This is a genomic window from Flavobacterium hauense (assembly GCF_054457175.1).
The window spans coordinates 107,660-128,334 of record NZ_JBTKVX010000012.1 but is presented as its reverse complement, the minus strand read 5'-3'; the positions used below and the strand labels follow the sequence as shown (position 1 = coordinate 128,334).

At 38.2% G+C, this 20,675-nt stretch carries 19 protein-coding genes and 1 tRNA gene; 9 read left to right on the top strand and 11 right to left on the bottom strand.

Annotated elements, in window-relative coordinates:
- Positions 1 to 100 precede the first annotated feature (100 nt).
- Together ACX0HA_RS10765 and ACX0HA_RS10760 are read right to left on the bottom strand one after the other, a co-directional pair.
- On the bottom strand, positions 101 to 379 hold the full coding sequence (locus tag ACX0HA_RS10765; RefSeq protein ID WP_458845289.1) for a hypothetical protein: 279 nt from the start codon (positions 377 to 379) through the stop codon (positions 101 to 103).
- Positions 380 to 527: 148 nt separating this feature from the next.
- Entirely contained in the window at positions 528 to 809 is a 282-nt protein-coding gene (locus tag ACX0HA_RS10760; RefSeq protein WP_458845288.1) for a hypothetical protein, read from the bottom strand.
- Positions 810 to 953: 144 nt separating this feature from the next.
- Between ACX0HA_RS10760 and ACX0HA_RS10755 the strand changes: the two genes are divergently transcribed.
- Together ACX0HA_RS10755 and ACX0HA_RS10750 are read left to right on the top strand one after the other, a co-directional pair.
- A complete protein-coding gene (locus ACX0HA_RS10755; protein WP_458845287.1) occupies positions 954 to 2,534 on the top strand; it encodes a Na+/H+ antiporter in 1,581 nt (526 codons plus the stop codon).
- Between the two features lie 80 nt (positions 2,535 to 2,614).
- On the top strand, positions 2,615 to 2,974 hold the full coding sequence (locus ACX0HA_RS10750; RefSeq protein ID WP_458845286.1) for a PKD domain-containing protein: 360 nt from the start codon (positions 2,615 to 2,617) through the stop codon (positions 2,972 to 2,974).
- A gap of 70 nt (positions 2,975 to 3,044) precedes the next feature.
- On the opposite strand, the gene ACX0HA_RS10745 is transcribed toward ACX0HA_RS10750, so the two are convergent.
- From ACX0HA_RS10745 to ACX0HA_RS10725, 5 genes are all read right to left on the bottom strand, one after another.
- Positions 3,045 to 3,620, bottom strand: a complete 576-nt coding sequence (locus ACX0HA_RS10745; RefSeq protein WP_458845285.1) for a hypothetical protein — start codon at positions 3,618 to 3,620, stop codon at positions 3,045 to 3,047.
- A gap of 62 nt (positions 3,621 to 3,682) precedes the next feature.
- A tRNA-His gene (locus ACX0HA_RS10740) sits at positions 3,683 to 3,758 on the bottom strand.
- Between the two features lie 74 nt (positions 3,759 to 3,832).
- The gene (gene bshB1 / locus ACX0HA_RS10735; protein ID WP_458845284.1) at positions 3,833 to 4,549 is read right to left on the bottom strand and encodes a bacillithiol biosynthesis deacetylase BshB1; all 717 of its coding nucleotides are present in this window, start codon (positions 4,547 to 4,549) and stop codon (positions 3,833 to 3,835) included.
- 89 nt (positions 4,550 to 4,638) lie between these two features.
- On the bottom strand, positions 4,639 to 5,694 hold the full coding sequence (locus tag ACX0HA_RS10730; RefSeq protein WP_458845283.1) for an isochorismate synthase: 1,056 nt from the start codon (positions 5,692 to 5,694) through the stop codon (positions 4,639 to 4,641).
- A gap of 59 nt (positions 5,695 to 5,753) precedes the next feature.
- Positions 5,754 to 6,191, bottom strand: a complete 438-nt coding sequence (locus tag ACX0HA_RS10725; RefSeq protein WP_458845282.1) for a hotdog fold thioesterase — start codon at positions 6,189 to 6,191, stop codon at positions 5,754 to 5,756.
- Positions 6,192 to 6,403: 212 nt separating this feature from the next.
- Between ACX0HA_RS10725 and ACX0HA_RS10720 the strand changes: the two genes are divergently transcribed.
- Complete coding sequence (locus ACX0HA_RS10720; protein ID WP_458845281.1) at positions 6,404 to 8,014, top strand: hypothetical protein; 1,611 nt, start codon at positions 6,404 to 6,406, stop codon at positions 8,012 to 8,014.
- Between the two features lie 57 nt (positions 8,015 to 8,071).
- Entirely contained in the window at positions 8,072 to 8,719 is a 648-nt protein-coding gene (locus tag ACX0HA_RS10715) for a DUF1579 domain-containing protein (RefSeq protein WP_458845280.1), read from the top strand.
- 49 nt (positions 8,720 to 8,768) lie between these two features.
- On the opposite strand, the gene ACX0HA_RS10710 is transcribed toward ACX0HA_RS10715, so the two are convergent.
- Positions 8,769 to 9,569: a DUF3592 domain-containing protein gene (locus tag ACX0HA_RS10710; RefSeq protein ID WP_458845279.1), complete on the bottom strand. Its 801-nt coding sequence runs from the start codon at positions 9,567 to 9,569 to the stop codon at positions 8,769 to 8,771.
- 219 nt (positions 9,570 to 9,788) lie between these two features.
- Here ACX0HA_RS10710 and purL point away from each other — a divergent pair, with 219 nt between their 5' ends.
- The 3 genes from purL (at position 9,789) to ACX0HA_RS10695 (ending at position 16,140) form a co-directional block, all read left to right on the top strand.
- Positions 9,789 to 13,451, top strand: a complete 3,663-nt coding sequence (purL, locus tag ACX0HA_RS10705) for a phosphoribosylformylglycinamidine synthase (protein ID WP_458845278.1) — start codon at positions 9,789 to 9,791, stop codon at positions 13,449 to 13,451.
- A gap of 125 nt (positions 13,452 to 13,576) precedes the next feature.
- Complete coding sequence (locus tag ACX0HA_RS10700) at positions 13,577 to 15,514, top strand: hypothetical protein (protein WP_458845277.1); 1,938 nt, start codon at positions 13,577 to 13,579, stop codon at positions 15,512 to 15,514.
- Between the two features lie 116 nt (positions 15,515 to 15,630).
- The gene (locus ACX0HA_RS10695; RefSeq protein WP_458845276.1) at positions 15,631 to 16,140 is read left to right on the top strand and encodes an ATP/GTP-binding protein; all 510 of its coding nucleotides are present in this window, start codon (positions 15,631 to 15,633) and stop codon (positions 16,138 to 16,140) included.
- A 60-nt stretch (positions 16,141 to 16,200) separates the two neighbouring features.
- Here ACX0HA_RS10695 and ACX0HA_RS10690 read toward each other — a convergent pair whose 3' ends face one another.
- Positions 16,201 to 16,728, bottom strand: coding sequence for a hypothetical protein (locus tag ACX0HA_RS10690; RefSeq protein WP_458845275.1), 528 nt, complete (start codon positions 16,726 to 16,728; stop codon positions 16,201 to 16,203).
- 62 nt (positions 16,729 to 16,790) lie between these two features.
- Positions 16,791 to 17,588 (bottom strand): polysaccharide deacetylase family protein, encoded by a 798-nt coding sequence (locus ACX0HA_RS10685; protein WP_458845274.1) that lies wholly within the window; start codon positions 17,586 to 17,588, stop codon positions 16,791 to 16,793.
- A 98-nt stretch (positions 17,589 to 17,686) separates the two neighbouring features.
- Here ACX0HA_RS10685 and ACX0HA_RS10680 point away from each other — a divergent pair, with 98 nt between their 5' ends.
- Positions 17,687 to 17,971 carry a hypothetical protein gene (locus tag ACX0HA_RS10680; protein WP_458845273.1) on the top strand — a complete coding sequence of 95 codons (285 nt, stop codon included), beginning with the start codon at positions 17,687 to 17,689 and terminating at the stop codon, positions 17,969 to 17,971.
- Positions 17,972 to 18,214: 243 nt separating this feature from the next.
- Positions 18,215 to 19,057, top strand: coding sequence for a hypothetical protein (locus tag ACX0HA_RS10675; RefSeq protein WP_458845272.1), 843 nt, complete (start codon positions 18,215 to 18,217; stop codon positions 19,055 to 19,057).
- A gap of 52 nt (positions 19,058 to 19,109) precedes the next feature.
- Here ACX0HA_RS10675 and ACX0HA_RS10670 read toward each other — a convergent pair whose 3' ends face one another.
- Positions 19,110 to 20,570, bottom strand: a complete 1,461-nt coding sequence (locus tag ACX0HA_RS10670; protein WP_458845271.1) for a carboxypeptidase-like regulatory domain-containing protein — start codon at positions 20,568 to 20,570, stop codon at positions 19,110 to 19,112.
- Positions 20,571 to 20,675: the final 105 nt, after the last annotated feature.

Sequence of the window (20,675 nt, the reverse complement as noted above, 5' to 3'; positions counted from 1 at the left end):
ATACCATATATAAGGAGTGAAAAACAACACACATACTATATAAGGAGTAATAAAAAAATCCCGGACTAAGCCGGGATTATCTACTCCTATATATAATAGGTTATATTTTACTGAACTCTTCTATACACTTCTTTGCATACACTTTCGTTATCGCCAGCACTTTCTTTCTGGCATCAGCATCTTTTTCGAGACTGTGTTTTTTAAGAAAGGCTGTTGCAACATTTTCATACTCTTTCTGAAGTTCGGTTATGAAAGCTTCGAGCTTTGCACCGCCGGCTGATATATAGGTATCGTTATTAAACCTTATTAGAAAATCTTTATGTACTTCACGGCATGCTGCCTCTAAGAGGTCTTTAAGTTCCCTAAATTTTGAATTCATTATTATGTGCCTCCGGTTTTATTGAATTGGATGGCAAAATAAATTCAGTTTTGAGCAAAGCCAGTTATAAAATTCAACTGAAATTTAGTAAAATTATTCGTAGTATTTAACTTCTTAAAAATACAATCCTGATTTTAAGCCGGTTATATCACACAGATATTTTTCCGTATTTATCCACACATTGCTTTGCATAATTTTTAGCTATAGCACGCACCCGCCTTAGAGCCTCAGGATCGTTATGCAGCTCATTATCCCTAATAAAAACTGACTCCACCTGATCAAACTGCAACTGTACAAGATCTAAAAAAACACCAAGTTTACCTGGGCCACCAGCCTGATAGGTGGTTTCATATTGATTCGAAAGGTTTGTAACTGCAACTTTACAGGCACAATCAAAACGACTTTCGAGATGTTCATAATCTAATTTCATACTGTAAGGCTTAAGGACCATTAAAGATAAAAACTTTAATAAAGTAAAAAACCTTCTATTATGATACTTTTAACAGAACCCATCTGAGGCATCACAACAATAGAAAAGTTTACTTAAATTTATACAAAATACATCATCCTAAACATGCTTGAACATTTTCCGTTTTACCTGATACTTATTGTCATCATCCTGTTATTGATCATGCTGGCTAAACGCATAGGGGTAGCCTATCCCATAGTATTGGTTTTGGCGGGGCTCATTATAAGCTTTGTCCCGGGTATTCCTTTACTTAAAATAGACCCTGAACTTATATTCATCATCTTCCTGCCGCCATTATTATATGAGGCATCATGGGCTATATCCTGGAAAGAACTCTGGAAATGGCGGAGGATCATTGCAAGCTTTGCGTTTATCGTGGTATTCCTTACCGCAATATCCGTCGCTCTTGTGGCTAATTATTTTATTCCCGGGTTTTCACTTGCGCTTGGTTTTCTATTGGGAGGTATAGTATCACCTCCGGATGCAGTAAGTGCCGGAGCAATCCTCAAATCTATAAAAGGCCCCAAAAGACTGGAATCTATATTAGAAGGAGAAAGCCTGCTCAACGATGCTTCTTCACTAATAATATTGCGATTTGCCCTGATTGCCGTTGCTACCGGGCAGTTCATCTGGCACGAAGCTGCCATAAGTTTTGTATGGATGGTAGTGGGCGGTACAGCCATAGGTTTATTGGTAGGCTACATATTCAAAAAAGCGCACAAATTCTTACCCACCGATGTAAACATGGACATCATCCTTACTTTGGTAGCACCGTATGCCATGTATATAATTGCAGAACAGTTTCATAGTTCAGGGATTCTGGCTGTAGTAAGCGGCGGATTATTCCTCTCGTATTACAGGCATCACTTTTTAACAGGCTCCTCCCGACTGAGTGCAGAAAATGTTTGGCAAAGCGTGGTATTTGTCCTCAACGGATTAGTTTTTATGCTTATTGGCCTCGACCTGCCCGAAATCGTTAGTGGATTGAGACATGAAGGTATAAGCCTGAATCAGGCCACAGGTTATGGGCTTCTTATTACTCTTGTACTTATAATAGGCCGCCTGCTCGCAACTTATGGCGCCGTGGTCGTAACACAGATCGCAAGCCATTTTATTACTGTTGCCGATAATAAGCCGGGACTTAAAGGCCCATTTATATTAGGATGGACCGGAATGCGCGGTGTAGTATCGTTGGCGGCAGCGCTGTCAATTCCTTTGACATTGAGTGACGGTACAGCTTTTCCGCATCGCAATATGATATTGTACATTACTTTTATAGTAATCCTGGCTACCTTATTACTACAGGGGCTAACGCTACCTTACCTGATAAAAACAATTCATGTACCAACGTATAATGACTATCTGTCTAAAAAAGAAACCGACCATCTATTGCGTAATGAACTGGCCAAAGCTTCTATGAACTATATAACGCAACATCATAGCGCAAAACTTGAAAACGACATCTACCTGAAACGTCTTGCGGGGCAATGGGAAATGCAGCTAGGCCTTAGTAAAGAAGAATCTTCCATGCCGGAAGACATCAAGAAGATATATACCAAAATACTCGAGGAACAGAGAAAACTATTACTAGAAAGAAATAATACTAATCAGGAAATTGATGAAGAGTTCGTTAGGGACTACCTTCATTATATTGATCTGGAAGAAGAGAAAATGAAGTTTAAGTAGCATAAATAATAATCACTTTGCTCACATTTAACAACTGTTTACATTGACTTTTCGTATATTTAAACATCAAAACAACCATTATGAAAAAACTGAATTTAGCACTAGTATTATTCTCACTCGCATGGCTGGGAAGCTGTGGCAATGATGACGGAAATGTTATAGACTGCCTTGGGGAGAATCTTTTTATGGATGTGAGTCATACTGTAGATACTGAAGATCCTCACAAAATCAGCTTTACATATAGCTACAACGGCGAGAAAACACTCGACAGTAAAATCAATTGGGATTATGGTGATGGAAAAAAAGAAACATTAACCGGAACAACTGCGACGCATACCTATGCGCAGCCAGGTAAGTATACAGTAAAGATCCAGCCTACAGTACGCGCCGGTGGTGGTAGCTGTAGCCCTGAATTGGAAAGACACATTACTATAAACTAATACAACATATAAATACAAAGCCCTTCATTTCTGAAGGGCTTTATGTTTATGATATGGAGCCGTCTATTTTTTAATCCAGTTCGTTTATATTTATCCTGTCATACAGCCTTCCATTATTGGGTATAAAGTAAAAGCCATCTCTTTTCTTTTCTTTAAACTTAGCTTCAGATTGTTCATCAGATAACCGGATCAGCCTGTTCTTTTCATAATAATATATTCCCTCCCCTGTTGGCAGCTTCCTTTGCCAGTTCCGAGGAACAGAATCAACACTGAATGACATTACATCTGAATTAAAAGGAAAAGTTCCTTCTGTTGTAAAAGTAGTATAAACCCACAATCCATTCTTTCTGAATTCTCCTTCGTCATCAATAAGAAAAGCCGGATAATAATGTAAAAGGACAGAATCATTTTCTAAGGCACTATCGCTATCAAAAAGATAGTAATTACCTCTTTTGGCATGCCTGACCAAAATATTAGAATATTCATCAGAAGGAGAATTACCCGCTAGCATCACAATTACTTTGTCATTGCTAACCAGTGTATCTTTTAAAGTGAACTGCTTAACTTCATCTTCATTAAGAGACTTATATGCATCATTACATGAATACAAAAAAACCATAAGGAAAATCAGGGTAAGCTTTTTCATGAGATATAATCAGTGTAGTATAAAATAAAAAAGCCCTTCATTTCTGAAGGGCTTCTGCTTAGGGGTGAATGAGGGGTCTCGAACCCCCGACCTTCGGAACCACAATCCGACGCTCTAACCAACTGAGCTACAATCACCATCTGTTTTGCGAGTGCAAATATAGTATAGTCCTACGTTTACTGCAAACAAATTTCTAACTTTTTTCAAGTATTTTAAATCAAATCTCCTAAACTGTTCACTGCCAAATACCTTTCAACAGTAAAACCTTCGGCATATTCAGTATTTATTAGCCTTCCCATGTCGGCAGCACGATAAAGAATGCTGTCTTTAAAGTTTTTTGTGGCTATTGGAGTCACCGGTTCGGTGCTGTTCGGGTCATAAAACTGCGACTTATATGCCATAAGCGACTCTACCTTTTTGTCCATAAAGCCGGTAACATCGACCACAAAATCGGGAGTAAGGTTTTTCCATTGTATATAATGGTAAACCAATTTAGGCCTCCATTGCTCCTGCTTTGCACCATCGAGTTCGGTAGCAATTTTTACAAGCCCTGAAAGAAAGCAGGCATCAGATACAAGTTTGCTTCCTTTACCGTGATCTATATGACGGTCATCAACCGCATTGCATATAACAACATCGGGGCGGTATTTGCGTATCATCTTTATTACCTCCAGCTGATGTTGTTCATCATTTACAAAGAAGCCATCACGAAAACGCAGGTTCTCCCTGATCGCAACACCAAGTATCTCTCCGGCATGTGCTGCCTCCTGATCTCTTAGCGCTGCCGATCCACGGGTTCCGAGTTCGCCCCGCGTCAGGTCTACAATCCCTACTTTTTTACCCAGGGATATTTCTTTGGCAATTGTGGCGCCACAACTTAACTCAACATCGTCAGGGTGTGCACCAAATACAAGTATATCTAATTTCATTATTTTAGTTGCTAAGTTTCATAGAGGCAAAGTTACAAAGAATGTTTATGTGCTTCATGAATTGGCACATTGATACATTAAATTCATTGCTAAATTATCCTTCGCATCGTCATGCTCTTGTTTACTGTTTCCACAAATTCCTTTTCAGGGTTGCTGTCTTTGGTAATACCGCAGCCAATAAACAGATGTGCATTTGTATCCACTACTTTCATACATCGGAGATTAACGAACAGGTCGGTTTTAGACTGCCCGGTATCAAGATCAAGATTCATTTCACCCAGATAACCTGAATAGAATTGCCTATCATAGCCTTCGTTTTCTAAGAGAAATTGTTTTGCTTTTTGTTTAGGCAATCCACACACTGCAGGTGTTGGGTGCAATGTTTGTATAATTCCTTTCAGGCTGTCAGTATCTTTCAGCTCGGCAGAAATATCTGTTTTGATGTGTACAATATTTCCAGCCCTAAAGGTGTATGGTTCGGTTGTCCTTACATCTTCAGTATATTGCTGTAACGAGTTTATAATGTAAGTAGTTACAAATTGCTGTTCTTCTCTCTCTTTATTTTCCCAGACAGAGGCCTCCCCTTCTTTATACAATTGGGTTCCGGCAAGAGCAACCGTATGCAGCGTTTTGTTTTCTACTTTTAAAAGCTGTTCAGGAGTAGCACCCATCCACAAACCACTGGCAGGATGATACCAACAATAACGATACCCCATCGGATAAGCCGAAAGCAGCTTACGATAAATAGCAATACTATCGTAAGCTGCTTCAACAGCTTCTGTTCTTGATACCACCAATTTATCAAAAGCTCCCGACTGTATTGCTGCTACGCTTTTGGCAACCAAAGCCTCAAAGGCCAATTTAGCATTCGGATCAATTTGTGGTTGCTGTGCCTCAGGCAATATAACGTCATCATTATTTAGGGCAACTGACAGTATATCGGACTCACCTTCAGGGATAAAGCAAACGTCATCACCCTCAAAAGGTGCAAAAACAAAACCTTTCTGCGAAAAGTCAGAAAGTAAATGTGCTTCGTTAGTATTCTGAAAAATCCCGCTTACCGTATTGCTGCCCGGCTTACTGAAAACCGCAAACGGATAGCCCGATTGTAATTGGGATTGCATTTTTTGGAATAGATCGGTCATTATTCGATTGTTAGATTATCAGACTGTTCGATTCCCGAAAGACTGAAAACTGCGACTGCTTACTGTTCACTGCTCTTTTTCCTTGGCAATACCATATTGGTGATTTTACAAAGCGATATCAGCCTGCCCTGCTCATCGGTTACCCTGACTTCCCAAAGATGAAGGCTTCTTCCCTGATGCACTATCCTTGCGGTACCGGTAACAATGCCATCACGTTTGCTCCTTAAGTGATTGGCCGAAATTTCAATTCCTCTTACTTCCTGGATTTCAGGATTTACGAAAAGTAACGAAGCCGCACTGCCCACGCTTTCTGCCAAAGCTACGGTAGCACCGCCATGCAGCAGCCCCATTGGCTGATGTACACGGGAATTTACCGGCATTTTGGCTTCAAGGAAACCTTCACCTGCATCGGTATATACTATTTCAAGGGTTTCCATCAGCGTATTTTTTGAGTAGTCGTTGCACATTTTCAGTGCTTTTTCTTTATCGAATGACATAGTGTAAATTTAGAAGTGTAAAAGTACAAAAGATGTGCGAAGTATGGAAGTGAGATGCACTATGCATGCCCTAAAATTATTACGCAATACCAGACAATCTTTAGACTCCGGACATACTGTGTAAAAAATAAATACTTCATTGCTGCGTTAAGCCTATAATGCTTTTTAATATTTCAAATTAATAGCTACTTTTACCAAAAATTGTTAACGCTATGCGCTATTATTTACTTTTGCTTTTTATTGGTTTCAGCCTGTGTTTCACCTCTTGCCGCGAAGACTTTGAGTTCGAGCGCAGCACCGGAGGCCTTGAATTCTCAAAAGACACCGTTTACCTTGATACGGTGTTTACCAATATTGGCTCAAGTACCTATACGCTGAAGGTATACAACCGCAGCGATAAGGATATCAAGATTCCATCGATATACCTTGGCGAAAAGGAAAACTCTAAATACCGACTGATGGTAGACGGCGTTCCCGGAAAAGTATTTAGTGATGTCGAGCTGCTCGCAAAAGACAGTATGTTCGTTTTCATTGAAACTACCATCGATTACAGCGAATATACCAATAACGAAACTACTTTTTTATATAACGATAAGATCTATTTCGGGACTGAAGCCGGCGAACAAAAAGTAGAGTTGGTAACACTCGTTCAGGATGCCATATTCATTAAACCGAACAGGACGCTGCCTGATAATATGAAGGAAAAACTTGTCCTTAGCGGACATCCGACAGATATTCAGGGACATGAATTATTGACTTCCGAAGAACTGCACTGGACAAATGAAAAACCTTATGTAGTATATGGTTATGCTCTTGTTCCCAATGGTAAAACGCTAACCATAGATCCCGGTGCCCGGGTTCATTTCCATGCAGAGTCAGGGCTTATAGTTGACGCTTCCGCAACACTGAATATCAATGGCGGGGTTTCATCAACCGAAAAACTTGAAAATGAAGTCATTTTTGAGGGAGACAGGCTTGAACCTGAATTTTCCGATACTCCTGGTCAGTGGAATACTGTCTGGATATTTTCAGGACAAAACAACACCATTAACCACCTTACATTAAAAAATGCAGTGGTGGGAATCTTTATGGATGTTTTAGAAAACATACAGCCAAAACTTACCATAAATAACTCGCAGGTTTATAACTGTACCAATTTTGGCATAATGACAAGAAATGCTATCCTTAACGGGGATAATCTTGTTGCTAATAACGCGGGGCAGGCTTCAGTAGCATTAACTCAGGGCGGGACTTACAATTTCAGGCAATGTACTTTTTCCAATTATTTCAACAGCTTTAAACAAGTACCAATTGCAATAAACGATTATGCCGATGTAGCCGAACAGGATCCTGCAACAGGCGAAATCACTATCGTAAGACGTATCAGTGACGTAGAGGCCAATTTTGACAATTGTATCTTCTATGGCTCGTCGAACGTTGGCCTTTCACTTGAGAATCTATACCCGAAAAATGATCCTAACGATCCTAATGGTGTTGACTTCAAAACGAAATTCAACTACTGCCTTATCAAGATTATAGACACATCAAACCAGCTAAAAAACAATCCTTTATATCCTTCAGACGCTAATAACCCTGATAAAGCATTTTACAATCAGTGTATTATCGCTACCAATTCTTCTACAAACAAGGCTGACTTTTTAGACCCAAGGAACAACTTGCTTACTATTGGTGCTGATTCGGCAGCCAATGGTACTGCCGACCCAATTGTCGCTTCTGCTGTAGGTACCGATGTAGTTGGCATCACACGACAGGCACCATACGACATGGGAGCTTATGAAAGTGTGACTTTCACAGAAGATTAACAAAATTTTTAGATTATTTTCATAAATTTATGGCAACAAACAAAAAACCAAACACTTATGAAAAAAATCTTCTTAACAATGTCAGTAGTGGCTTTATGCCTTGCATCATGCAAAAAAGAAACAAAAGTTGAAACTGAAGTTACAACTACTGACACAACAAAAGTAGTTACCGAAGAAGCTCCCGTAGCAGAAACCCCTATGGATTCTATTGCCGAAATGAAAGCATGGGAAGCTTACATGACCCCTGGCGATGCGCACAAAATGCTGGCTACCGAAACAGGTTCATGGAATAACGAAATGACCTTTTGGCACGATGAAAACAGTAAACCCCAAAAAGCGACTTCTACTGCAGAGTCTAAAATGATCCTTGGCGGACGTTATCAGGAAATGAACTATAAAGGTACTATGATGGGCATGCCGTTTGAAGGACGTAGCACCGTTGCTTATGACAATGCCACAAAGGAATACATCTCTACCTGGATAGATAACATGGGAACAGGCATGATGGTTATGAAAGGTACTTTAAATCCGGACGGTAAATCGATTGAATTTAAAGGCGAAATGGTAGATCCTACCAAAGCCAAAGCAGTTTGGTGCCGTGAGCTGTTTACTATTGTTGACCCTAAGACCCGCAAGCTTGAGATGTTCAGCATGAAAAATGGCAAAGAACACAAGAATATGGAAATCGTAATGAAGAAAAAATAATCTTTATCCCTAATAAAATTAACTCCCGCTTAGTGCGGGAGTTTACTTTTTATGTGAAATTGATATTCCAATTATTTTTAATTGCTTCGCGTTTTGGTATCAGGCAAGATTTTTTGCCATCTTCGGAAACAAATATCTTAACCTTATCTCCCGGCTTTATCTCTGCAAGTAAGTAAAAGTCAGTTGTAGTTGTATTACCATACTTTTTCTCCCCATTTTTGAGAGCGTATGTATAATCTATTGATACCTTCCTGCCTATGTTTGTTACAGGCATTCCCGAAACAGGAACAATTGAATAAACTTCAGCCTCTTCAATAATCCCTCGCTTATATAAGTTTACAATTTTAAATACAGGTATTACACAAATCAGAAGCATAATTATGCCAATTATAAAAAAAAGAAAAGGCCCCATTAACATCAATAACATAACCGGAAAGCCAAAAGGTTCATAACCCTGTACTAAAGATTCATTATTGTAGGTTTTTATTCTGACCTTATCACCAATTGAAAGTAAAGAAGCTTTATCTACATCCAGCGTTTGGAATTTATCAACTTTGTCCAGCTCTTTGTTCTTAAAGGAATAAGTTATCACCACAGGATTTTTCCCATTGACACTTACATTATCTTTAGAGCTTAAATTTACAATCGTCGCTTCCTGCTCAATCCCCTTTTCATTAATTGTTTTATGGTCATAATCTTCATATGGTTCAGTCCAGTTGCCCGCTATTAAAAAGAAAACAACAATAAAAAAAATTGACATAAATGTAAACATGACACCCAAGAAAAAATGAGGCTTCCTGTTCTGTAATAATTTAAATATGGTAAAAAAACCAACTTTTCTTGTTTCCATAGAGATAGTTATTTGTTAAAGTCGGAGCGAAAATAGAGAATATTACAGAAATATCCTTACAGTAAAAAGAAGATTTTTTCCCAAAACAAAAGCTATCATTAAGACATCCTTTTAAGTTTGCATTCACTATTTCTGTCATCACAATATGTCGTATGTAAAGTTTGTGTTTCTTAGAAAATTAGATTAATTTTGCACACTCAACACGTAACTACAATTGTAATGATTCATTTCTTCGGAAACCAGACGAATACGGTTTTTGCAGTACAATCGCAAAACGAACTTTCAACAGAAGACATTTCAAAACTAAACTGGCTTTTTGGCAACGCACATAAGATAGAAAAATCCGCCCTGACGGATTTTTTTGTTGGCCCCCGCGCCACTATGATCACGCCCTGGAGTACTAACGCCGTAGAGATTACCCAAAACATGGGTATCAGTGGTATCATCAGGATCGAGGAGTTTATCAAATCAAGCGAAACCGCTACTGATTTTGACCCGATGCTGTTCCAGAAATACAACGGCCTTAACCAGGAAATTTACACTATAAACATACAGCCGGAGCCTATCATTGAGGTTACCGATATCGCTGCCTACAACGAAAAAGAAGGATTGGCGCTTAGCCCGGACGAGGTTGAGTACCTGAACAACCTTTCTGCTAAGTTAGGCAGAAAACTTACTGACTCTGAAGTGTTCGGATTCTCTCAGGTAAACTCTGAGCACTGCCGCCACAAGATATTCAACGGTACGTTTGTAATTGACGGCGAAGAAAAATCATCTTCTCTGTTCAAAATGATCAAAAAGACATCACAGGAAAACCCTAACGATATCGTATCAGCTTACAAAGACAACGTAGCTTTTATAAAAGGTCCGCGTGTTAAGCAGTTCGCACCAAAGTCGGCTGATAAGCCTGACTTCTACGACATCAAAGAATTTGACTCGGTTATCTCGATCAAAGCTGAAACACACAACTTCCCTACTACGGTTGAGCCTTTCAATGGTGCTGCAACAGGTTCGGGAGGTGAGATCCGTGACAGGCTTGCAGGCGGACAGGGTTCCCTTCCGTTAGCAGGTACCGCTGTTTATATGACATCGTATTCAAGACTTGAAGAAAATCGTCCTTGGGAACAGGGAATGGATGAGCGCAAATGGCTTTACCAGACTCCAATGGATATCCTGATAAAAGCATCTAACGGTGCATCAGACTTTGGTAACAAATTCGGGCAGCCGCTAATCACGGGTTCGGTACTTACATTCGAGCACGAAGAAGATGCACGCAAACTTGGTTTCGACAAAGTGATCATGCTTGCAGGTGGTATCGGGTACGGAAAAGAGAGCCAGGCAAAAAAACAAAAACCTCAGGTTGGTGACAAAATAGTTATCCTTGGTGGCGAGAACTACCGTATCGGTATGGGTGGTGCAGCAGTATCATCGGCAGATACAGGTGCTTTCAACTCAGGTATCGAGCTTAACGCAATCCAACGTTCCAACCCGGAGATGCAAAAACGTGCAGCTAATGCCATCCGCGGATTGGTAGAAAGCGACGAAAACCCAATCGTTTCTATCCACGATCATGGTGCAGGAGGACATTTGAACTGTCTTTCGGAACTTGTTGAAGAAACAGGTGGTAAAATTGACTTAGACAAACTGCCGGTGGGTGACCCTACCCTTTCGGCTAAAGAAATAATAGGCAACGAGTCGCAGGAGCGTATGGGACTTGTGATTGGCCAGAAAGACATCGATACCCTTCAGCGTATTGCCGACCGTGAGCGTTCGCCAATGTATGCTGTAGGTGATGTAACAGGTGACCACAGGTTTACATTCGAATCGGCTACTACAGGTGCCAAACCAATGGATTTTGCCCTTGAGGACATGTTTGGCTCTTCGCCTAAAACAATCATGGCAGACAGAACCATTGCAGCAAACTATGCAGATGCTGACTATTCTCAGCAAAACATCCACCAATACCTTAACCAGGTACTTCAGCTTGAGGCTGTTGCATGTAAAGACTGGTTAACAAACAAAGTTGACCGTTGTGTGGGTGGTAAAGTAGCAAAACAACAAACTGCAGGACCAATCCAACTTCCGCTTAACAACGTTGGTGTTATGGCACTTGATTTTGACGGTAAAGAAGGTATCGCAACAACTATAGGCCATTCGCCTGTTGCTGCCCTTATAGACCCTGCTGCAGGTAGCCGTACCGCTATTGCAGAGTCGCTAAGTAACATTATCTGGGCTCCGATGAAAGACGGACTTAAAGGTGTGTCGCTTTCGGCTAACTGGATGTGGGCTTGTAAAAACGAAGGTGAAGATGCAAGACTTTATGCAGCTGTTGAGGCATGTTCTGAGTTCGCTATCGAATTAGGAATCAACATTCCAACAGGTAAAGATTCATTATCAATGAAACAAAAATACCCAAGCGGCGATGTTATCGCTCCGGGTACTGTAATTATATCGGCTGCAGGTAACTGTACCGACATCACTAAAGTTGTTGAGCCTGTTCTTAAAAAGAATGGCGGTAACATTTACCACATCAACCTTTCGGGTGATGCGTACAAACTTGGTGGATCTTCTTTCAACCAGGTACTGAACAAAGTAGGTAGCGATGTTCCGACTATCAAAGATGCGGCTTCATTCAAAAATACATTCAACGTTATACAGGATCTTATCAAAGCAGGCAAAATTGCTGCCGGTCACGATATAGGAAGTGGTGGTCTTATCACGACCCTTCTTGAGATGAGCTTCCCTAACGTTAACCTTGGTGCTGAATATGACCTTACAGTTCTTAACGAGGCTGACACGGTTAAAGTATTATTCGCAGAGAACATTGCTATCGTAATCCAGGCTGATGCTTCGGTTGAAGCTGAGCTTACGAAAAACAATGTAGCGTTCACTAAGATCGGGCAACCGAAAGAAGGAGCTGTTGTTACTATCAAAAATGGTGATGCCAATCTTACTTTTGATGTTACCGAAACAAGAGATACATGGTTCAGGACTTCATTCCTTCTTGACCAAAAACAATCAGGTAAGCAAAAAGCGCAGGAGCGTTTTGACAATTATAAGAACCAGCCGCTTCAGTACACTTTCCCTACTCATTTTGACGGTAAGAAAGTGGCAATTGACAGCAGCAAGCCAAGACCAAAAGCAGCCATCATCCGTGAGAAGGGTTCAAACTCTGAGCGCGAGATGGCAAACGCGATGTACCTTGCAGGTTTCGACGTAAAAGACGTTCACATGACCGACCTTATCTCAGGCCGTGAAACGCTTGAAGATATCCAGTTCATAGGTGCAGTTGGAGGTTTCTCTAACTCAGACGTTCTTGGATCGGCTAAAGGTTGGGCAGGAGCTTTCCTTTACAATGAGAAAGCTAAGGCAGCACTTGATAACTTCTTCAAAAGAGAAGATACACTTTCAGTAGGTATCTGTAACGGATGCCAGCTGTTTGTAGAGCTTGAGCTTATCAACCCTGACCACGAAGTGAAACCTAAAATGCTTCACAACGACAGCCACAAGCACGAAAGCGGATTTACTTCGGTAACCGTACAGGAGAACAACTCGGTAATGTTATCTACATTAGCAGGCAGCACACTGGGTGTGTGGATCTCTCACGGTGAAGGTAAATTCAACCTTCCATACAGCGAAGACCGTTACAACATCGTAGCGAAATATGGTTACACAGGCTACCCTGCTAACCCTAACGGCTCACATTTTGACATCGCAATGATGGCAAGCAACGATGGTCGCCATTTGGTTATGATGCCTCACATTGAGCGTTCTATGTTCCAGTGGAACTGGGCTTACTACCCTGAAGGACGTAAAGACGAGGTTACGCCTTGGCACGAAGCCTTCGTAAATGCACGTAAGTGGATTGAGAATAGAAAATAAATTTTAGTATTGAGATACTAGATTTTAGATATAGACGCCCCGCAGAGATGTGGGGCTTTTTTTGTTTAAAGAAAATTACTACACATAGAATAAAATCTTAAATTTACATACCTCATAATAATAGTATGGAAGATATAAAAAATTTCAATATTGGAAATTTCATAAAAATTAATCACATTGAACGAGCTTTAGAATTGGTTAAACTTCAAATTGAAGGTGATAAATTTTCATTTAAGACCATAGAATTAGAAATTTACAGAATTGAAGATAAATTATCAACATTCGATGTAAATAATTACTATAAGGAATTTATAGCAAAAGATATATTTTACAACAAAACTAATATCTTTTATAATATTGAATATCTAATCCCGAAAGGAACTTATGGAGTAAGAAATTTCAATTTTTTATCTTTTGAGATGCTAATCTTATATTATTCATTGAGTTTCTATTTCTATGATATCATAAAGGATTCATATGAAGCTATTGAAGATAAGAAAAACAATAGAGATAATATATCAACATATTATGGAGGAAAAATTGACTTTAACAATCCTAATAAGTCAAATCTTTTTTACCAAAACGATTATATTGATTTTAATAATGTTGTAAACACTAAAATTGAAGAAATACTACGTCAAAAAAAGAAAGCTATTATAATTAAATTAGATATCCAAGATTACTTTAAATCGATTGACTTTAATATACTTATTGAAACAATAAAAAAATATGCTGTGCCTTCGAATAGCAAAAGACTCAATTTCGATTACACTACAATAGAGGAAATAAAAAATTTATTTCTGTTTATAAATAAGAGCCTATTAGGTGTACCCCTATTTTCTCAAAGTATTGTTTCAAATTATCTAAGCTATTTGTATCTATTTAATTTAGATAATTATATTCAAGAATTATCGATAGCTAATGAAAAAGACTTTTTATATACAAGATATGTAGATGATTTTTATTTAATCTACAAGAGGAATAAAACTGTCAAAAATGACATTATTGGAGATGAAATATTCAATATAACAACTGGTATAACTGAGTTTTTATTTTCTGAGTTACAACTTAATATTAATCATCTAAAGACTCATAAGGTAATACTTGAAAATACTGCAGATTTCGAAAAATTTATAAAAAAAGAAAAAATAATAAGTATTCCTGAAACTTTAAAAAAACCAAAAAAACCTCAGGAAAAACTCGATGAAATAAAAGATATTATTGAGAAACTTAAAAGTGAGTACAAATCTGATGGTTTAACTCACTTAAATATTGAAGATAACAATAAATTAAAAGAAATATTTTCAAAATCCTTAACTAATTATATAAAAGTCAGCACAGTAAAAGCCAACATTGATAAAATGTTTAAAGGTTGGAACCCAATATTGACTTTATACAGTTCTCAAGCTTTAATATATTTATTAAAACATTCAAAAGAAAACAAGACTTTAAAGGAATTTCTACTTACAAATACAGATGTAAAATTTAATCATCCACAGTATCTGTATTTATTAGAAAAATTCATATTATCCAATGACGAGGATCTAGATTTTAATACTGAAATCCTATCATCAAAAATTAAAAACCCATATTTAACTTTAATAAAAAAAATGTTAGGAGATAAATCTCCTTTAACCTACAATCAAGATATTTGGATAGACGACGTTTTTATAACGGAAAATCAAACAATTACTCAACAAATAAAAATGTTGAATTTAGCTGAAATTGAGGAAAGATATAATTTGGCATTTAGTCATTTACTAAATATTTATCATGTCTATTGCTTTAAAAATGATAGCGATGCCGGAGAATTGAAAAAATATAATAAAACGAATGTCGAAAACTTTTTAGATAAATTAAATCTTTCAAATATTCATTTAGCTTTTACTGTTCAGTTTTTCGATAGAAGAAATAAAAATAATATATCTCATGCTGGTGAAGAATTAATGGAAAATTGGATTGTTAATGAAAATGAATATTTTGAATTTAAAACGAAACTAAACGTTCTACTTGTTAAGATTAAGAAATTACTCCCTCCGCCTCCCAAGGAGTTTCTATTCTAATAAATGAAAATTGAATATGTCCAAATAATGTAGACTTACAATCCTTACCTACGCTCTTACTTATTTCCTAAAATCAATTTTATAATAAACTTCTCTAACAAAAACATTTCACCCAAATGAAGATAGCTATTACAGGAGCGCATAGGGTAGGAAAAACAACATTGTCTGAAAAACTTCAGGAATATCTGCCGGATTATGAGTTAATTGCCGAGCCCTATTATGAACTGGAAGAATTAGGTTATGAATTCTCTGAAACGCCTAATGCCGATGACTTTGCTGAACAGCTTAAATACTCTATAAAACAAATTGCTGCAAGCGGTGATAATGTCATTTTTGACAGATGCCCTGTTGATATTATGGCATACTTAGAGGCTCTTGATGGAATCCAGTACATCAACTCAATGTATGACAAGGCAGAGAACGCAATGGAAGAGATTGATCTTATCGTCTTTGTACCAATAGAACAACCTGATGTTATTGCACATCAAAAATCAGACTATCCGGAACTCAGGGATGCTGTAAATGAAATCCTCAAAGATTCCGTCCATGATTTTGGAATTAATGTACTAGAAGTTAAAGGAACCCTATCCCAACGGGTTAGTCAGGTACTGGCTAAAATAACTTAGCCTTTACATAACAAAAAACGCCCCACATTTCTGTGGGGCGTTCTGTTTTAATTTTTTAGCTTACGATAAATGTCTTTTGTTTACCGGCAGCCAGTACATGATAAGGAAAGCAAGGTAGAACAAGATTACGATTGCTGTACCAACAATCATGATACCACTACCGCCAACAGGGGCGCCTGAGTTCTCAAGGACTGTATTCATATAATCAGAGGTAAGTATTGCGCTATATATCTGTGTGCCTATTGCCAATACAGCCGCTACCGAATAAAGATAAAGTCCTGCAAGTTTCTTTTTAAGCATTGCTATAGCCGATCCCAGCTTAACAACTGACAAGGCTAAACTTATATAGCCTACAAGCGCTACACCCTCAACTGGTAGTTCGCCACCATTTAGAGACGAAAACACTCCGGATATAAGGCTAAAAGCCGCACCCACAATTGTAAGTATGCACAATACTTTCAGGAAAGTGTCATTATAACGCGGTTTAGGATCAAATTCATCGAATCCTGCTGTTTGCTGAGTATTGCAAACATTACAGTAAGTAGCATCGGCAGTAAGCATAGTACCGCAGTTGGTGCATTGTTTCATGGTTTGTTGTTTTTGGTTATTGGTGTAAATTTAAGAATTCAGACAGATAAAGCAACAATAATCTATTGTTTTGCTTTTATATACTTTGCTACGTCTACCATAGTGGCTACCCAGATATCTTTTTCACGCTTCTTAAGGTAGTCCAGCAATTTTTTATGTTCATCGAGCGCTATATTTAACGGATGCTCGCCACCTACCCCATGAAAAATAAACACAATAAATGAACCTGACTTTTCGGCTGCGTCAATTTTGGCTATCATTTGTTCAGCGGTGCTGTCTATCTCAGCAAAGCCATTAATATCATTAAGGTTAACCTCTCTGATTGATGGATAAGCAGACACAACTCCTCTTGCCCCGGCAAATTCATCTTTAACCTGGTCATAGAAATAGCTGTCACCTATTTTAAGGTCACCGCAGGGATAGGCAAAGGTTCGCTCACTTTTACCGTCAATTGCTTTAAGCAGCGCGTTGGTAGCCCTGATCTCATTTACAGCTCTCGCAACAGTATATTTAGAAAGGTCCGCTTCCGCAGATACCCATTCCCTGTTCTGTAAGCTGCCATCGCAGGGATGGTTCAGGGTATGATTACCCAGTTCATGACCATTTTTTGCCGCTTTTCGCCAGTCATCAATTCTGTTTGCAACATTTGGTGAAGCCCCGATAAGGTAAAACGTGCCTTTAAACTTGTATTTATCAAGCATCGGGATAACTTTATCCAGATGGATATTGAGCGCGTCATCGTAAGTAAGTACCACAGCACATTTTTTGCCATTCCAGTTTCTGGTCTCCTGTGCAGTTCCCATACAGGAAATAAATAATGTTGTTACTATCAGAAATTTGCGCAAACCATGTGATTTCATAGGGTTCTATTTATTTTTTAAAAATAGTCAATTAGAATATATCCCTCAAAATTATATTTTGTAAGAAATTTTTATAGATTAGCAGAAAAAAATGAATTATGAAAACAGTATCGCGCATCATCTTTATAGCATTAAATTTCCTGATGCCTTTTGTGCTGGTGATGCTCATAATTATAATTAATTTTTTCGTGCATGGTGAAGGCCCTTCATCAATAGTGTCATTCGAAAAATATAACATAGCATGGCTGGCAGGTTATGCCATTTTGGCTGCACTGCACCTGCTGTTATTCTTCAAGTACCTAAAATTTGCATTGCCATCCCTCAAAATTGTTTTATCTGCCCTACTGGCTGTTTTATATGGTTATTATGCAACCCAATTGTAATTATCAAACAATTGGCTAAAGCCCTTACTCAGGCAGGATTAATAAATTAAAAATTCATTTTTTAAATAATTTTTATTAGGACAAATCTTTATCTTTGTATTGCTATTTGCACGATGTCGACAACTCCCTTTTTTGACGGATATTTTATTGATAATCCGCTATAAGTCAGCTGCCACTTACCACTTGTGAATGGCAACAATTAAATTTTAATTTTTATTTATTACCGTGAAACAACCACTACTAATGGTTGTACTATCTTTTTGTATTTTTTCACAGTACACCTTTGCCCAGGAAGTGGCAACTGAGCCTGAAAAATACACCGCACACAACAAAGGAAAAATCTTCTTTTACTGGGGAGGCAACAGGGAGTCCTACTCAAAATCTGATCTTCATTTCAAAGGCAATGGTTATAACTTTACTGTTCATGATGCCATTGCAGACGACAAGCCTAAAGGATGGAGCATAGATTATGTGAATCCGGCGAGAATGACCATCCCTCAGACTAACTTCAAAGTTGGTTATTTCATTTCAGATCATTACAACATCTCAATTGGTTTTGACCACATGAAATATGTAATGAGGACAGGACAAACAGCTAATGTAAGCGGCACTATTAATGTGCCCGAAGACCATCCGGGATATGTTTATAACGGAACATATAGCAACACCCCGACAGTTCTTACAGAAGATTTTCTGGATTTTGAGCATACCGACGGATTGAACTATATCAACGCTGAATTTGCACGTGTCGATGATATCTCTAAACTATTTCGTATTGGGAATACTGATAAATTTCAGGTTAATATCACCGAAGGTATAGGAGGAGGCATATTGTACCCGAGAACCAATGCCAAGGTATTAGGGATGCCCCGAAACGATGAGTTTCACGTGGCTGGATATGGCTTTTCTGCAAAAGCAGGGCTAAACCTTACTTTCTTAAAATACTTTTTTGTAACCGGAGAACTTAAAGGCGGATATATTGACATGTATGATGTGCGCACTACCCACAAAGGGCCGGACAGGGCTCACCATCATTTTGCTTTCTTCGAAAGAATTGTTGCAGTAGGCGGTATATTCAGGATATAACTTAACCTATTAGCTATAAAATCAAAATCCCTGCATTCAGCAGGGATTTTTTTTAATTGTAATTTTTGATGGCCTCAACCGGCGCAAGAATATTATAGTTTTTCCAGATGGAAGGATCGTATTTAGAGATGTAGTTGATATCATACTTTTCCTTTTCGGTAACATCACTGTACTGCTGTCCCGTTATACTTTCATTGCCTATAATAAACAATTCATTGGTAACAAACTGATCGACTTCGGCTAAAAGATCAATTTTCAGCATCTTGTCTTCTTCTTTTTTATCGACTTTGTTCTTCTCTAATTTAAAGGGACGATTCATATACAGGTAGCTGTTCATTTGCTCCTTGACAAAGTTTACTGAATACTTTCCTGTTTCATTTTTAACATAGGAAGCATTTACTTTTATACGGTCATCCACCTTTTTTATTCCTAAAAGCATTTTAGCAATACCCGGAGTAGCTTCTTTTTCACCATCTTTAAGATTATACTGAAGTTTTACAATGGCAAAATCCTCAGCATTCACATAAATCTTACCATAATAACGGGCTGCGCTTTTTAAAGGCTTGAAATCGATAATATAAATCGTAGCATCCTCTGAAGGCGCATATCCTTCTAAGGTATAAGTGTAACGTTTAAATTCGGTAAAGAAATCCAGATCTTTATCAGTATAAAAATTATTCAGTTTATCTGACAATGACTTTACCTCACCTTTAAGTGAAGCAGTTTTAACTCCCTCTCTTTTTTCTTTTGAAGCATCATCTACTTTCATCGAATCCACCAATGTAAACCAGCCGCTGACTACTTTATAAGTTGCGTTAGGCTCCATGTGTTTTCTGTAAACTTCATATAGCTTGCTTTTTTGAGCGCCTGAAACATCTTTTTCCCTGTTTTTAAGTTCTACCGCCTTTTCCAAAACTAGTTTAGAAGACTTATCCTGTTGGTATAAGTAGCCATAATACTCTAAATAATCCTGCGAACGTTTATCCTTACCGGTTTTTGAAGCCGCTTCAATATCTTTATTCAATTCTTTAAGAGTAGACTTCTTCTCTAAAGAAGACTTAACAAGCTTCAGCTCACTGCTTATCATTTTACTATCATGTGAAGTACGCCAAAAGAACGTCTGCTTAGTAGACCCTAAACTATGATTTACAGGAGCATTTTTAATTACTTCTTCAAGTATCTGTGTAGGCGACAATTTTTGAACAACTACCTCAGCAAGTTCGTTAATATGGATAGGCATTGTGTAAGTACCTCCTTTGAAATCAGCAACTGCTACAGCAATCGTTTTGTATCCTATGCTTGAAAAAACAACTTTTTCGGCACTGCCTTTTTTGGACAGGTCAATAACAAAATTTCCTTCGGCATTACTGACTACACCATAGTCAGGACCAAGCTGGATAGAAACATATTCTATAGGCTGTTGCTGCTCATCTACAACCTTACCGGTAACGGTTTGTGCTGCCAAATTGAGCGTAAAAAGCAGCAAGGTTAAACTAAAGGCTATTGTTTTCATAAAATTGGTTTGTATTGGTGATTTATTATAGGACGACTTATTCGTGTTTTTGTAACAGACCGAATCTCCAAAAACAATGCATGCATATCATTATCCGGCAGCAGT

Coding starts and splice junctions, on each gene's coding strand:
- ACX0HA_RS10765 (WP_458845289.1), bottom strand. CDS start 379: ATGAATTCAAAATTTAGGGAACTTAAAGACCTCTTAGAGGCAGCATGC.
- ACX0HA_RS10760 (WP_458845288.1), bottom strand. CDS start 809: ATGAAATTAGATTATGAACATCTCGAAAGTCGTTTTGATTGTGCCTGT.
- ACX0HA_RS10755 (WP_458845287.1), top strand. CDS start 954: ATGCTTGAACATTTTCCGTTTTACCTGATACTTATTGTCATCATCCTG.
- ACX0HA_RS10750 (WP_458845286.1), top strand. CDS start 2,615: ATGAAAAAACTGAATTTAGCACTAGTATTATTCTCACTCGCATGGCTG.
- ACX0HA_RS10745 (WP_458845285.1), bottom strand. CDS start 3,620: ATGAAAAAGCTTACCCTGATTTTCCTTATGGTTTTTTTGTATTCATGT.
- bshB1 (WP_458845284.1), bottom strand. CDS start 4,549: ATGAAATTAGATATACTTGTATTTGGTGCACACCCTGACGATGTTGAG.
- ACX0HA_RS10730 (WP_458845283.1), bottom strand. CDS start 5,694: ATGACCGATCTATTCCAAAAAATGCAATCCCAATTACAATCGGGCTAT.
- ACX0HA_RS10725 (WP_458845282.1), bottom strand. CDS start 6,191: ATGTCATTCGATAAAGAAAAAGCACTGAAAATGTGCAACGACTACTCA.
- ACX0HA_RS10720 (WP_458845281.1), top strand. CDS start 6,404: ATGCGCTATTATTTACTTTTGCTTTTTATTGGTTTCAGCCTGTGTTTC.
- ACX0HA_RS10715 (WP_458845280.1), top strand. CDS start 8,072: ATGAAAAAAATCTTCTTAACAATGTCAGTAGTGGCTTTATGCCTTGCA.
- ACX0HA_RS10710 (WP_458845279.1), bottom strand. CDS start 9,569: ATGGAAACAAGAAAAGTTGGTTTTTTTACCATATTTAAATTATTACAG.
- purL (WP_458845278.1), top strand. CDS start 9,789: ATGATTCATTTCTTCGGAAACCAGACGAATACGGTTTTTGCAGTACAA.
- ACX0HA_RS10700 (WP_458845277.1), top strand. CDS start 13,577: ATGGAAGATATAAAAAATTTCAATATTGGAAATTTCATAAAAATTAAT.
- ACX0HA_RS10695 (WP_458845276.1), top strand. CDS start 15,631: ATGAAGATAGCTATTACAGGAGCGCATAGGGTAGGAAAAACAACATTG.
- ACX0HA_RS10690 (WP_458845275.1), bottom strand. CDS start 16,728: ATGAAACAATGCACCAACTGCGGTACTATGCTTACTGCCGATGCTACT.
- ACX0HA_RS10685 (WP_458845274.1), bottom strand. CDS start 17,588: ATGAAATCACATGGTTTGCGCAAATTTCTGATAGTAACAACATTATTT.
- ACX0HA_RS10680 (WP_458845273.1), top strand. CDS start 17,687: ATGAAAACAGTATCGCGCATCATCTTTATAGCATTAAATTTCCTGATG.
- ACX0HA_RS10675 (WP_458845272.1), top strand. CDS start 18,215: ATGGTTGTACTATCTTTTTGTATTTTTTCACAGTACACCTTTGCCCAG.
- ACX0HA_RS10670 (WP_458845271.1), bottom strand. CDS start 20,570: ATGAAAACAATAGCCTTTAGTTTAACCTTGCTGCTTTTTACGCTCAAT.